The 13984-nt window shown below is 32.2% G+C and carries 11 protein-coding genes; 6 read left to right on the top strand and 5 right to left on the bottom strand.

The features are described from left to right. Positions 1-15: 15 nt before the first annotated feature. Entirely contained in the window at positions 16-1608 is a 1593-nt protein-coding gene (locus tag B4A23_RS15085) for a S41 family peptidase (RefSeq protein ID WP_291121146.1), read from the top strand. A gap of 107 nt (positions 1609-1715) precedes the next feature. Here B4A23_RS15085 and B4A23_RS15080 read toward each other — a convergent pair whose 3' ends face one another. Then, the gene (locus B4A23_RS15080; protein WP_291121144.1) at positions 1716-2327 is read right to left on the bottom strand and encodes a class I SAM-dependent methyltransferase; all 612 of its coding nucleotides are present in this window, start codon (positions 2325-2327) and stop codon (positions 1716-1718) included. A gap of 195 nt (positions 2328-2522) precedes the next feature. Further along, positions 2523-2891, bottom strand: coding sequence for a winged helix-turn-helix transcriptional regulator (locus tag B4A23_RS15075; protein WP_244957978.1), 369 nt, complete (start codon positions 2889-2891; stop codon positions 2523-2525). Between the two features lie 150 nt (positions 2892-3041). On the opposite strand from B4A23_RS15075, the gene B4A23_RS15070 reads away from it, so the two are divergent. The 5 genes from B4A23_RS15070 (at position 3042) to B4A23_RS15050 (ending at position 9674) form a co-directional block, all read left to right on the top strand. After that, on the top strand, positions 3042-3449 hold the full coding sequence (locus B4A23_RS15070) for a nuclear transport factor 2 family protein (RefSeq protein WP_291121142.1): 408 nt from the start codon (positions 3042-3044) through the stop codon (positions 3447-3449). A 281-nt stretch (positions 3450-3730) separates the two neighbouring features. Next, positions 3731-4075, top strand: coding sequence for a YciI family protein (locus tag B4A23_RS15065; protein ID WP_180905327.1), 345 nt, complete (start codon positions 3731-3733; stop codon positions 4073-4075). Positions 4076-4728: 653 nt separating this feature from the next. Next, the gene (locus tag B4A23_RS15060) at positions 4729-7281 is read left to right on the top strand and encodes a beta strand repeat-containing protein (protein ID WP_291121140.1); all 2553 of its coding nucleotides are present in this window, start codon (positions 4729-4731) and stop codon (positions 7279-7281) included. Between the two features lie 95 nt (positions 7282-7376). Then, on the top strand, positions 7377-9104 hold the full coding sequence (locus B4A23_RS15055) for a hypothetical protein (protein WP_291121138.1): 1728 nt from the start codon (positions 7377-7379) through the stop codon (positions 9102-9104). 141 nt (positions 9105-9245) lie between these two features. Continuing rightward, entirely contained in the window at positions 9246-9674 is a 429-nt protein-coding gene (locus B4A23_RS15050) for a transposase (protein ID WP_286501390.1), read from the top strand. Positions 9675-10103: 429 nt separating this feature from the next. On the opposite strand, the gene B4A23_RS15040 is transcribed toward B4A23_RS15050, so the two are convergent. From B4A23_RS15040 to B4A23_RS15030, 3 genes are all read right to left on the bottom strand, one after another. Then, positions 10104-11054, bottom strand: coding sequence for an FAD:protein FMN transferase (locus B4A23_RS15040; protein WP_291121135.1), 951 nt, complete (start codon positions 11052-11054; stop codon positions 10104-10106). 245 nt (positions 11055-11299) lie between these two features. Further along, positions 11300-13489 carry a PepSY domain-containing protein gene (locus B4A23_RS15035; protein WP_291121133.1) on the bottom strand — a complete coding sequence of 730 codons (2190 nt, stop codon included), beginning with the start codon at positions 13487-13489 and terminating at the stop codon, positions 11300-11302. 2 nt (positions 13490-13491) lie between these two features. Further along, positions 13492-13983 carry a DUF2271 domain-containing protein gene (locus tag B4A23_RS15030; protein ID WP_180905318.1) on the bottom strand — a complete coding sequence of 164 codons (492 nt, stop codon included), beginning with the start codon at positions 13981-13983 and terminating at the stop codon, positions 13492-13494. Position 13984 lies beyond the last annotated feature (1 nt).

Genomic DNA, 13984 nt, shown 5'->3' with positions numbered 1-13984 from the left:
ATTTAATTATCCTCAATGCAATTAAAATCTACTCTAATTTATTTGTCATTTTTGTTGATATGCAGCTGTGTTTCTGTAGAGAAATACAATGCACATATTGATAAAGAGATTCCTGCAAATAAATTGAAAAAAGATGTAGATTTTGTTTATAAAAAACTAAAAAGATATCATCCAAAATTAGATTTATACACTTCTCAAGAACAAATTGATTATAAGTTTGATAGCTTAAAAAAAACAATTCATCAACCTCTGAAACCAAATGATTTTTATGTCAAGTTTTTTCCGATTTTCGAAAGTTTAAAACATGGTCATACAGATATCTATCCGTTATTCAAACGATTAGATAAAAAACGGACAAAGAAGTACAAAGAGTCAAAATCAGCGTTTAGTGATTATAGTTTTTTTTGGCAAAATGATTCAGTTTTTTTAGTGACAGATTACAGTAAAATCAATCCAATTAATCAAGGTTCGGCTTTGTTTTATATAGATAGTGTTTCTACAAAGTATTTATACGATAAATATAAGAAAAGTATATATGGTGATGGTGAGAATCAAACTTTTTCGGATAATGTGTTTAACCGAACTTTTCTCAATTATTTTACTTTAGAAAATGGAATTAAAGATTCGGTTGAGTTAACTTTTAAAATGGGAAATTCAATCATCCGAAAAAAAACATTTCGTACCTATCCTAAACCCAAAAATGATAAGGCTACAGAAACCCCAAAAATTACAAAAGAGCAAAAAGAAGTTGAGCGAAAAGTTAGGATAAAACAAAAGAAATACGGTTATTCTAAAAGTTCCAAAACTTATTCCAAAGATTTGACTTTTCCTACGAACGACAGCACGATTGCGGTGTTAAAAGTAACTGATTTCAGAAAAGGAAAAATACGTGAACTTTATAAAGAAGTTTTTACGGATATCAAGAATCATAAAGTTCAAAATTTAGTTCTCGATCTTCGCAACAATGGTGGTGGTTATCTAAAAGATTCGCACTATTTATACGCTTATTTGGTCGATGATTCCAAGGCATTTTTAGGTGAAAAAATCGTCGCGAACAAAACCTCTTTTGGTAAGTCGCTGTACAATCTTTTTCCCGCTTATTCCTATCCGTTGCTTTGGTTAGGTTCGGGGTATACTTATTTTTCGACGTCCAAAAATGCTAAAAATGAATACGAATTGCATATACCTTTTTCCCATGTTAAAGTAGATAAAGAACTTGTGTATCATCACAATTTGTATGTGATCATAAACGGTGGTTCTTACTCTGCTTCGGCGCTGATTTCGGCTAATCTTCAACTAAAAAATAGAGCATTTTTTGTAGGTGAAGAAACGGGAGGAGATTTTAATGGAACGGTTGCTGGATTGATGCCAAAATTTACGTTACCCAATTCCAAACTCAAAATTTCGGTTGGTACAGTTTATCTTTCTCCTACTGAAAAGCGAGATGAACAGGCACATGGAGTTTATCCAAATCAACTTATTCAACCTAATTTGCAAGATAAAATTAAACGTACGGATGCTGAATTGAAATGGATTTTAGATGATATCAAAAAAGGAAATATTGAATTCAATAAAGTTTTAAAAAAAGAAAATCATCTCCCTAATTAAGGAGATGATTTTTATATTTTTAGCGTTCGAGCGGGCTATTCGTGACAATCTTTTTTGTTGACACAGCGTTTACAAAAAAGGATTTTCACTGCTATCCCTAACGCATTTTATTTTTTATTGAAACTACAAAAAATAAAATTTTGTATTGTTTCAAACGGCGTTTTATGATCAATTGTAAAACATTCTATTTTTTCAAAATTAGTTTCAAAAGTAGAAGTTAAAGAAGTTTCATCATTTTGTTTAATTTCTAAACCACTACATTTTAATGGTCCGTTTGTGGAAAAAGTTCCAATAACCATTTTTTCTTTTACAGCTTTCGCGACCAAATTTTGGTATTTTTTGATATCATTTTCTTCGGTCAAGAAATGAAAAACTGCTCTATCGTGCCAAATATCGTATTGTTCTATAGGTTCAAATTCGGTGATGTCAGCAACAATCCACGTTACTTTTTCTGCCTTATTTCCTAAACGATTTTTTGCTCTTTCCAACGCATTTGCAGAAATATCCAAAACCGAAATATTTTCGTATCCCTCTTCTAATAAGAAATCAACCAATTTACTATCTCCACCTCCAATATCGATAATTTTAGCTGTTTTATCAGTTCCAAAAGAATGAATAAAATTTAAAGAAGTTTCAGGCTTTTCTTGTGTCCAACTCACTTCTTCTGGAGTTTTTACATCGTATATATGTTCCCAATGAGTTTTTTTATTGTCGTTCATTGTATTTGATTTTGATGCAATTTCGCCTTTTAATTTAAAATGAAGTGTAACAAAAAATACAAAAGGATTGTTTTATGTAAATTTTCTAAGTTGAGAGAGAAATTAACATAATTGTGTATAAAACAAAAAGTTATTAGATATTAAGTATAATAAAGAAAATAAAAAAAAGGTTAGTAGAAAGTTTACAGCTCTTACTTAAGAGTTAGGGTCTACTTTATTTCCAAATAGTATTTCCCTGTAATCTATTCCCCATTGTGCTATTGCATCAATAGTAGGTTCTAATGTTCTTCCTAACTCAGTTAAATTATACTCAACTGTAATAGGTTTTGTATTTAGAACAGTACGAGTAACTAACTGATTAAGTTCTAAATCCTGTAATTCTTTAGATAACATTTTTGATCCTATTCCTGTTATTTCATTTTGTAAATCTGTATAGCATAACTTTCCACCATATAGCAATGTTCCAATAATATGTATTTTCCATTTACCAGTTAATAGCGTCATACTGTCTTTAACTGCGTTTGTTCTGTACCTACAAAATTTAGGCGCGTCATATTTTACCATATTTTAAATTTTAATTCAAATATAATGATATTTTGATATCAAAATACCATTTTGTATATCAACTTCTCTATTGGGAAGTCATGATAATTATTAAATCTTTAATATATATTTTTGGTGCAAATATTTATTGATAATTATATAAATAGTTATATGCCAACTCAAACCAGACAAATTGTTGATCAAATGCTAGAAGCATTCAACACAAAAGATGTAGATGCAGTAGTAAGTACTTTTTCTGATGATGCTATTCTTATTTATCATGGAACTCAAGTGATGCCTGCAGCCAAATTTCAAGGAAAAGAAGGAGCACGTATGTTCTTCGAATTTAATATAAATGCTTTAGATGTTGTGTTTTTTAAAGCTAATCAATTCGTAGAACAAGATAATACAGTTGTCATTCTAGGAAATGAACATTTTATTTCTAAAGAAGACGGAACTCATCTCAAGAATTCTTGGGTACAAGTTTATACAATTTCTAATGGTTTAATTTATAAGATGGAAGAATTTGCAACTTCTGCACAACCAAATCAATATGGAGGTAATGCAGGCGGTGTTTAAATTTTACAGATATAAGATTTGCAATAAAAAGTGGATTAACCTACACTAACTTAAAGGATACAATGTATTTGGACATAACAAATCTTATTGAGTTCACAGCTTAAATTAAAACAAAACTATGTAGGTAATTGATAATTTATTCTTCTAGAATTTTTTGTCAACCTACATAGGAAATTGTTTATCAAACAAACAATTAAGAAATAATAAAAACAAAATTTTAAAGAAACGATAAGATTAGTAACTCTATCTAAAAGTTTTAACCATAAACCAACCAAATAACTATGAAAAACTTTGTCCTATTATTAAGAGTAAACACAAATATGGATCCAGGAGCTTTCTCAGATCCAAAAGAAGTCGCTGACCGTAAAAAATGGTTAGATGATATTCAAGAAAAAGGAATAGTAAAATATTTAGGAGGAACTATGCCTCCCATAGAACCAATGGCATGTACAATATTTGCTGATGGTTCTATAAAAGAAGGACCTTTTAAGGAAGTAGATCATTTCTTAACTGGATTTTTAGTTATAGAAGTCGAAGACTTAGAATCTGCTAAGAAAATAGCAAAAACAAATCCTATACTAATTGCAGGAGGAAGTGTTGAGGTAAGAGAGGTTTTGTTACGATAAACGAGATATCACCTATTAAAAATTTGAGATTAATTTTAATCAAAAAGGACCATAAAACTAATTAAAGTCTTTTTTGACAGAAGGATTTTTTTATTTCATTTAAAAATAATTTCAATATAATTAACTGATTTTTAAATATTTATTGATTTAATGTGTCTAATGTTATTTTATTAATTCTAAAAATAATAAAATATGAAATCTATCTCCATCAGTCAAATTATTGACATTATTTTATTAATTCTGTTACTTCTATTTATAGGACAGAATTTAGAAAGTATAAAGGTCAAATTATTCATGTTTGGATTTGATATGCCTATTGTAGTTTTAATAGCTATAGGTTTTTTTATAGGATTTTTTACAGCAAAGGTTTTTAAAAAATAATAATTCAAAATACATCACCTATGTCACTGAGAGAGCTTATGAAGGGTTAACATAAAGAATAATATATGTTGCTTTTATCCAGATATTTTGATGGATAAATTAAACTAAAAATTATTTCAAAAAAACTAAACGTTTTAATTCAAGAGAAGAAATATATAATTTTTAAAATACTAACTAACTAACCTATGTACCTATTTTCTCTACTACCTTTTATGATTAACCAACAAAGTCTTTTAGAATCATGAATAATTTAAATTATAAAATCTGAATTTATGAAAAAAAAATTAACAAGTTTAACGATATTATTGTTTAATACCGCTGTTTTTTCTCAGGTTGGTATTAATACAGATAACCCAAAATCAACATTAGATATTTCTGTAAAAAATACAGGAGGGGTTATTGATAATACACAATCATATGGTTTACAAGCGCCAAGGTTATCACGCGCCGACCTATCAGCAATCCCAGAAACTAATTATGGTACAGACCAAAAAGGTGCAATGATTTACATTACTGATATATCTGGAGGGATAACTACTGGACAAAAAATTAATGTAACTGCAATCGGTTATTACTATTTCGACGGATCTGTTTGGGTTAAAGTTACAGATGGTAATACAACTAACACAGGTACATCAACAGAACCTTGGAATGAATCGGGAAAAACCACGCCAGCTACGGCTAACAACCAAAACATTTACCAAACAGGAAATATTGGTATCAGATCTATAAGTCCAGCGACAGCATTAGATATAACTGGTTCTACTGGCACAACGGATGACGATGTCTCGATACGTTCTATTGGTACAGGTAGCCAAGCAGGCGCTATAGGTTTTGAAAGAAGTGAGGGTACACTTACTGCTCCTACTGCAGTTGCTACTGGAGATAATTTAGGATCATTAACCTTTTCTGGAAACGATGGAAGCGCCCAAAATGTAAGAGCCCGTATAGATGGGGTTGTTAATGGAGCTGTTTCCACAGGTGTTGTTCCTACAGATTTGACCTTTACGACAGGTGCAAATACAAATGCTACAGCCGATGCCTCAACTGTTGCAGAAAGAATGAGAATTACATCTACTGGTAGGATAGGTATTGGTATGGCAACTCCTCGTCAGACATTAGAGGTTGCGGGATTTGTACGAGCAAATGGCTTTACCAATGCAGTAGCAACCTTAAGTACAACCACAGGTGTGCAAGATTTTGGTATCTTCAACGCTCGTACCACTCCATTAAGAATAACTACTCCTGAAAATGCTAGAATCCAATTCCATACAGATGGTCTTTCAGGAGGAGCTGGAAATAGTAACTTCAGCAGAGGAGGTACTGATCCTTTATTAATGTTAACTAAGAAAGTTGTCGGTATTGGAGTTCCTGCAAGTAGAGATCCAAACAATACTTTAGAAATTGTAAGTGCTACTACTGGTACATCTGGGGTTAGATTAACAAACTTACCATCGGCCAATTTTTTAGCTACAGACAGTAATGGAGATGTTATTAATGCAACATTGCCAGCTGGCACCGAACCTTGGTTTCAAGCTGGTTCAACTAACCAGGCTACTGCTAACAATCAAAACATCTACCAATCGGGAAATATCGGTATTAGATCCATGAGCCCAGCGACAGCATTAGATATAACAGGTGCTATGGGTACTACTGATGATAATGTATCAATACGCTCTATTGGCGCATCAGGTTCGCAAGCAGGTGGTATAGGATTTGAAAGAAGTAGGGGTACACTTACAGCTCCTGCTACAGTTGCTACTGGAGATAATTTAGGATCATTAACCTTCTCTGGAAATGATGGAACTAACCAAAATATAGGAGCCCGTATAGATGGGGTTGTTAATGGAGCTGTTTCCACAGGTGTTGTCCCTACAGATTTGACTTTTACAACAGGAACTGCTACAAATGCAATACGTGAAAGAATGAGAATAACATCCAATGGCAGGGTGGGTATTGGTACGACTACACCCTCTCAATCGTTAGATGTTGCAGCTGGTGACATGAGAGTTAATAGTATTACTAATGGAACTTTTCCTGCATATGTAGCCAATAGCAGCATGTACATCATGAATCAATTTGTAGGAGGAGAAACTACTATTGCAGTGAGACCAGGTACTATATTTAAGGTCAATACTGATGCAGATGTAAGTAACCGTTTTCAGGGAGGAGAAACAACCTTACATGCTTACAATGGTAAAGTTGGTGTTGGACTACTTCAAGATGTAGCGAGAAATACGCTGGAGGTTCTTAGTGAAGCACCTGGCACATCTGGTGTTAGGTTAACCAATTTACCAGGTGCTAGTTTCCTTGGTACTGATGGTAATGGGGATATTATTAGTGTAACTTTGCCTACTCCTACTCCTACTCCTGTTCGTATCAACATCTATGGAAATATAAATACTGGTTCAAAATCTGTAGCTTCTCTTATTTCAACAGGTTCATCCATCACTTTACCTGCAGGATCTTGGTTGGTAAAAGTAGGACAAATGATAAACAGTACTTTACCCGGAAGTAGTGTAGATAATATGTGGATGAATCTTACATTATCTTCTGAAAATGTAGATGGTGCTAATGCTACCGCTAATGGATTTGGTTTCTTTACTAATAATACGGTCTCAGGTTGGTTGGCTCCAGCAGCAACAGCATCGGGAGCAAATTCATTTTTAGAAGGCTCTTTTTCTATATTTGTTCAAAGTGGTACTTCTGCAACGATTTACCCAAAATTTAGTACAGTAGAAAAAACTACAAGCTACAGCGCTAGTCAAAGTGTTACAACGCAGAATAGTACAAGTAATTACCTTTATGCAGTGCCATTAAATTAATGTAAAAACAATTAAAACCTCATAAATGTTATCAAGTAATAGATGTTATATGCTCTGTTTATAACATCTAACATACACTAACCAAATCTTAAATTATGAAAAGAGAATTAACTTTTTTTATTTCAGTACTTTCTACCTCTTATGCCTTTTCTCAGGTGGGAGTAAATACTGATAATCCAATGTCAACATTGGATGTCTCTGTGAAAATGAATGGATCAACTATTGATAATTCACAAATCTATGGTTTGCAGGCACCAAGATTAACGAGAGCTGATTTAATATCAACTTCAGGAACAACATCTAAATACGGTGCAAACCAAAAAGGTGCTATTGTATATATTACAGATGTTTCTGGTACAGATACAGGAGGAAGTTCTACACAACGTCTTAACATAACAACTGCAGGGTATTATTATTTTGACGGAAGTGTTTGGGTGAAAATTACAGATTCTAGTACTGTAACAACATCAACAGAACCTTGGTATGATAATCAAACAAAATTACCTGCGACAACTAATGTTCAGAATATTTACCAAAAAGGATACGTTGGTATAGGATATTTTGATGCTACAAAAGGTACTAGTAACGAAACTATAAATAGAGGCTCTCTTACGAATGCCTTTACAATTGCTGGTACAGGTGCAGCTAATGATGATATGCTTATAGAATCAGTTTCTACTGATGCGAGCTCGGGTCAATTAAACTTTAAAAAATCTAGAGGAACATATGCTGCTAAAATTGACGTTGTCGCAGAGGATAAAATAGGTGAAATTCTTTTTAATGGTCCTAGTAATTCCTTTGGAAATCTAACCGTTAGATCAGAAACTCCCACGACAGGTTATCTTTCAATGGGCACAAATGGTACTGAGAGAATGAGGATTACAGGTACTGGTAATGTCGGGATTGGGACCAACGCCCCAGCTCAAAAATTAGATGTTTCTGGTAATATACGAGCGAATAGCTTAACAAATGGCGGAAACCCAATTTCTGGCGATTTTGGTATTTACAACCAAAATAGTAGTTGGCTAAGAATTGCTACACAAGGTTCTGATAATGGTGCATCTGGTGCTTCAAAAATTGCATTTTATACAAATGCTACATCTGCTTCACCTACAGGAGTTGGTACTACTCCTGCAATGGTTGTAGACGGAGGAAAGGTAGGTATCGGTACTGCTTCACCTTCTAACAAATTACAAATTACTTCCGGTACGACAGACGCGTCAGGTCTCACCCTTACCAATGTACAAAATGCTAAGTTTTTAGCTACTGATGGATCGGGTGTAGTCGTTAAGAAACAGATTACCGAAAATGGAGGTGGATATCCTCTATCATATGATGAGTCTACAGGCAACATGTATTACAACAAGTTATGGCAATATACGGGTGAATTTGCTCTTGTTGCGGGTAACGCTATATCTCCAAGCCCTGTTTACCCTCTTCCAAATAAATATGATGGCGTATATGAGATAACTATTAAAAGAACGAACATTTGTGGTTTCACAGGTTATGGAAAAGTGAGACTTGTAGGAGGTCAGCTGAATAATACTTGGAGAGTATATGGTTTGGAAGGTAGTTTGGCTACTAACAATACTGCTACTTATCAAATGAGTAGTGGAGAGGAGGTTCTAAATAATACTGGTACTCTAAGAATAATTTATTTTAAGGCTAATGTCACTGGTTGTGCTAGTGGCGAGGGTACAGATGGCATGGATATGGCAGTTGGAGTTGATACTTCTAATGGAAACATTTATATATATAACATTTCGGGGTCAGCTGGTCCTGCAACCAAAACTTATTACTATAACATAAAACAAGTATTATAATAAATATTTTTTATCACTTGTTATTTACTGAAAAAAATAATGTAAGCACCGTAAAATAACAGATGTGTTATAAAAACTTATTCAAATTGTTGAAGCAAAAATATAATAGAACTAGGCCTTTTACTTATAAATTTTTAAAATATGAATTACAAAACGATTTATATAGGAGAGCTTATAAAAGAACTTACTCTTGAGAAAGAAATTACGATATCGCGTATATGTAATTTTATGGGTTGTACAGAAAAAGAAGTAATTCAAATGTATACAATGAAAAGTATGGATACTGATATTCTTTTGAAATGGAGTAAGTTATTAGAGTATGATTTTTTTAGATTGTATTCTCAACATCTCATTTTATACGCTCCTGTAGGAAACATTAATTATAATAAAAATACCAAAAGTAATCAATCGGTATTACCTAGTTTTCGCAAAAATATATATACAAAAGAAGTGATAGATTATATTTTGAATAAAATAGAAAAAGGTAATATGACAAAAAAAGAAGTTATAGAACGATATCGTATTCCGAAAACAACTCTATACAAATGGCTTCATAAATATAACAAATAACATTTTAATTTTTCTACTAATCATTTTTCAAAATGATTAGTAGATTTTAAATTCCAAAAAAATGAATAATAGCATAAATTATAAGGCACTCTATACGGATATAATTAATGATCTTTATCCAGATGAGTTATCGTTATATCAAGATATTTTGAATAAAGAACAATTATCTTTTTTTGATATATCGAAGCTTAATAGATTAATTTTTCTTGACAAGAATCGTAATAATAGTAAGGTTAATCAAAAATTTAAATCATATCAAGAAAAGGATATTTTATTTATTTTAGATTATCAGAAGACAAATAAATTAAACAATACGCAACTAGCTATACATTTCAAATTAAGTAGAAATACTGTAGCAAAATGGAAAAAGAATTACATCTAGTTAGCAAAGAATATACACTTTATATAATCATTTTTTAGTTAAAGAACTTAGTTGTTTTTCAATGTTTGCTTTAATTTTTTATAGTTTTTTGAACGAATAATTTTTCCTTTGTCTGTAATCAAAAGAGCTGCGTAATCTTTTTGTTGATTGATCAAATTCAATCCTTTTTCTTTTCCTAAAACCATGATAGAAGTACTAAAACCATTACACATTTCAGCATTTTCTCCGATTACTGTAACACCAGTTAAACCCGTTGCAGGAATCCCAGTTTTGGGATTAATAATGTGTGAATAACGGACTCCATCAATCAAAACAAATTTTTCGTAATCACCAGAAGTCGTAACAGCAGCATTTTTCATTGAGAGAATATCCAACATTTTATGTCGATTAAATGGATTTGTAATTCCAATTTTCCAAAGTTCTCCATTCGGTTGATTTCCCCAAGTTGTCATATCACCAGAAGCATCTATTATACCAGCATTAATTCCTAAACTTTGCATAAAAGTTCGCGCTTTTTGTGCTGCATAACCTTTTCCTGTTGATCCAAAACCGATTTTCATTCCAACTTTTTTTAAGAATATTGTTGAATTTTCTTCATCCAAAATAATGTTTTGATAACCAATTTTTTCAATGGCTTTTGAGATTTCTTCCTGAGTTGGAATTTTGTCCATAGAACCATCAAATTTCCATATTTTTTCCATTGCTGCAAAGCTAATGTCAAAAGCACCATCGGTTAGTTCCGAAAAATAAATCGAACGTTTTGTTAAGTCAAAAACTTCTCGATCTACTTTTATGGGTTTTATTCCAGCATTTTGATTGACAAGAGAAACTTGTGAAGTAGGTTTCCAATCAGAAATCAAATTCTCGATTCTAATCATTTCATCAATTGCTTTATTGATGTTTTTTTCAACAGAAATAGAATCGGTGTCAACCAACGTAATTTTGAATTTACTTCCCATCAAAATTGTATCTCTAACTCCAACCGTTTGAGCATTCATCGGAGTTAGAACATACAATAGTATAAAAGTGAATATATTTTTTAGAATGAATTGCATGATGTTTTATTCATTTGTTATTGTGAGTTTATCGAAGAGTCTGAAAACTTAAAGATACCTCGACAGGCTCGGTATGACAAGAAATTAGAGAATAAATAATAATGAGAAGCTGAAATGAATTCAGCGTGACAAGATTTTGTAATTCTTAACTCGTTTCAGGATTGCTTCAACAATTTTTAACGAAATTTTTAATAGCAGTCCGTCAAAAATTGTCCATTTGTTTTAAATTCTTCGAATGATTTCTTCAAATGTTGTTGACAAATTTGTTCCAAAACTTTCTCTACATCATGTTGCATTATTAGAGCGCCACAAATCATAAGAATTCCACCATTTTGTAATGTTTCAGCAAAGAATCTAGCATCACGATTGACTAAATCCATCACATACTGTTTATTTTCTTCACGAGAAAATGCAATGTGAAATTGACTCAAATGATTCGTAGAAATTTGTTTCGTTGCAAATTCTTGATAAGATTTTGTTGTTTCATTATCATATCTGAAACCGCAATATAAATGCGTTTCAACCTTTTTCGAATTCTCATCAATCATTCCAAGAAAAGGCGCAATTCCTGTTCCGTTTGCAATCATCACAACTTTTGAAGCTTTCGGAAATCTAAAGGCTTTATTTTTTACAATTCGAGCTTTAATTGTTGAATCATGAACTAAATTATATAAATATTGAGAACCTAATCCAAACTCATGCAATTTTACAATTAACTGTAATTTATTATCAACTTTTCCAACCGAATATAAGCGTTCTTTGTGATCGCTTTCGGGATAAATTGCTAATAAATCTCCAGATTTGAATTTCTCTTTTACATCTAAAATAACTTTAAATGTGGCATCTTCTTCTGTTACTTTTGTGGTAGAAATTACCTTAACATTTTTCAGTTTTGGCGCTTTTCCAACATACATCGCAGGCGTTGTTGCTAAAGGAATATCAGTTGTTTCCTTGTAAGCAGTTACCCAATTTGTGAATTCCTCTGGCGACTTATCATTTACCGTTTTCAAATCCAATAATCGAGTAGCCCATTTTTGATCATTCAACCATTTGTCAACTTTGATCGCATATCCACAATAATCTGAATAGGCTCTTGAGCCAAATCCTATAACCGAAAACTCGATGGATTGTTGTTGAGGAAATTGAGTGATTAATTGTTCAAATTTCTTTGCATTTGCAGGCGCATCACCAATTCCATAAGTTGAAGTAAAAATGATGAGTTGTTTTGCCTTTGGATAAATTTGATATTGATTCATCTGAGCGATGAATGATTTTTTTCCATTTGCTAAAAATTGCTCTTGAATTTTTGAGGCAAATCCAACAGTTGCACCATTTTCTGAACCAACTAAAAGGATAATTTCAGCTTCGTTGGCTTTATATTTATTTTTACCAATTTTCGTTTTTGTACGTTTGAACGTAATTACAAATCCTGACCAAATAAAGAATAAAATATTAAGTGAAGCAATTCCTAAAATCGCTGCCCAAAACACATTGGTGCGACCTGTATGTAAATCGATATTGAATTTTTCTACAATTGCTGAATAAGGATTTAACGATTCTGAAATAATCGCTCCATTTACTTGATTAACCGAAACCGATTTTTTTCTTAAATGGACGATAAATGGTTCTGCTTCATCATCTGGAATAAAAGGAAATTCAATCTTTTCAACACTACTTAATTTTGTGTTTTTGAAAAATTCAATGTCTTTTAAATCTTTTGGTTGTAAATTTTCTTTAGCTTGATGCTCGATTTCTTTTGGTTGACCAACTAAAGGCTCTAATCGTGCTAAGAAAATCAATGTTCCTGTTAATGCAATGATTAAAACTGGAATTAATAACCAACGTCCAGTTACAACGTGGAAATATTGTGAAAAAGAATCTTTGTTAACTTTGGTGAAGAAATTTAGGATTCCTTGTTGACGTTTTATGATTAAGATTAATCCACTTATTGAAATTAACATTAATAAAAAAGAGACAACGCCAACGATTGCTCGTCCTGTTTCTTTTAGAAATAATGAACGGTGCAAGGCTGTGACCCAATTGATGAAATCACTTTTTGGAACAATTTCACCAATCTTTTTTCCTGTTGTAGGATCAATGTAAGATTTGATCGAATTTCCATCTTCGTCCATAGCATCAATCGTCACAAAATCATTGTGATCAACTTTAACTTCTATTATTTCAAAATAATGCTCGCGCAAAGTTGGTAAAACTTGCGCGAGTGTTATGTTATCGAAATTTTCTACTTTGTATGCTGGCGATTTTTCGTTTATTGCATCAACAGCCAAAATTACTCCTGTGATAGATAGAATAACTAAAAATGCTGAAGATAAAATTGCAAGACTCAAATGCGCATATCTCCAAATAGATAATGTCATTTTTATTGAACTTTTATAAAACGTACGGCTTTAATATAAACTGAACCTTTGATACCTGCTTTGTTGTCTAAATCCGCAGAATTTAACGCGACTTCGGCGTCTTTTGCGACGTATTTTTGAGTTTCAACAGCAGATTCAAAACGTAATTTGTATCCTTTATTCAATTTTGCAGTATCAAACTCGATGACACGTGTCGCTCTCGCTCCTCCAGCAACTGAAGCACCTGTGATTCCGTTTAATTTTTCTTTCTTTTTACTATTGAATTTGTGCCATTCTTTTAACGTGTTATACCACTCGTTATCTGTTCCTAAAACCCCTAAAGTTTTTTCGTATTGTCCTTTTGGATTGATTAATGAAATCACTACATAGGCTTCTTTTCCTGTGTAATTATTCATCTGAATCATTGTTTTGTATTTCGTTGTTTGCGCAAAAGTGGCAGTTGCCATTAAGATTACAACTAATCCAACTAATTTTTTGATTAAGTTAAATTTCATC

The organism is Empedobacter sp. UBA7248 (assembly GCF_002472945.1).
GTDB lineage: Bacteria > Bacteroidota > Bacteroidia > Flavobacteriales > Weeksellaceae > Empedobacter > Empedobacter falsenii_C.
This window is presented reverse-complemented; position numbering and strand designations above follow the sequence as displayed.

Excerpts from the sequence above, each read along its gene's own strand:
- B4A23_RS15085 (WP_291121146.1), top strand. The coding sequence starts at position 16 with ATGCAATTAAAATCTACTCTAATTTATTTGTCATTTTTGTTGATATGC.
- B4A23_RS15035 (WP_291121133.1), bottom strand. The coding sequence starts at position 13,489 with ATGACATTATCTATTTGGAGATATGCGCATTTGAGTCTTGCAATTTTA.
- B4A23_RS15080 (WP_291121144.1), bottom strand. The coding sequence starts at position 2,327 with ATGAACGACAATAAAAAAACTCATTGGGAACATATATACGATGTAAAA.
- B4A23_RS15065 (WP_180905327.1), top strand. The coding sequence starts at position 3,731 with ATGAAAAACTTTGTCCTATTATTAAGAGTAAACACAAATATGGATCCA.
- B4A23_RS15050 (WP_286501390.1), top strand. The coding sequence starts at position 9,246 with ATGAATTACAAAACGATTTATATAGGAGAGCTTATAAAAGAACTTACT.
- B4A23_RS15075 (WP_244957978.1), bottom strand. The coding sequence starts at position 2,891 with ATGGTAAAATATGACGCGCCTAAATTTTGTAGGTACAGAACAAACGCA.
- B4A23_RS15055 (WP_291121138.1), top strand. The coding sequence starts at position 7,377 with ATGAAAAGAGAATTAACTTTTTTTATTTCAGTACTTTCTACCTCTTAT.
- B4A23_RS15040 (WP_291121135.1), bottom strand. The coding sequence starts at position 11,054 with ATGAATGCTCAAACGGTTGGAGTTAGAGATACAATTTTGATGGGAAGT.
- B4A23_RS15060 (WP_291121140.1), top strand. The coding sequence starts at position 4,729 with ATGAAAAAAAAATTAACAAGTTTAACGATATTATTGTTTAATACCGCT.
- B4A23_RS15030 (WP_180905318.1), bottom strand. The coding sequence starts at position 13,983 with ATGAAATTTAACTTAATCAAAAAATTAGTTGGATTAGTTGTAATCTTA.
- B4A23_RS15070 (WP_291121142.1), top strand. The coding sequence starts at position 3,042 with ATGCCAACTCAAACCAGACAAATTGTTGATCAAATGCTAGAAGCATTC.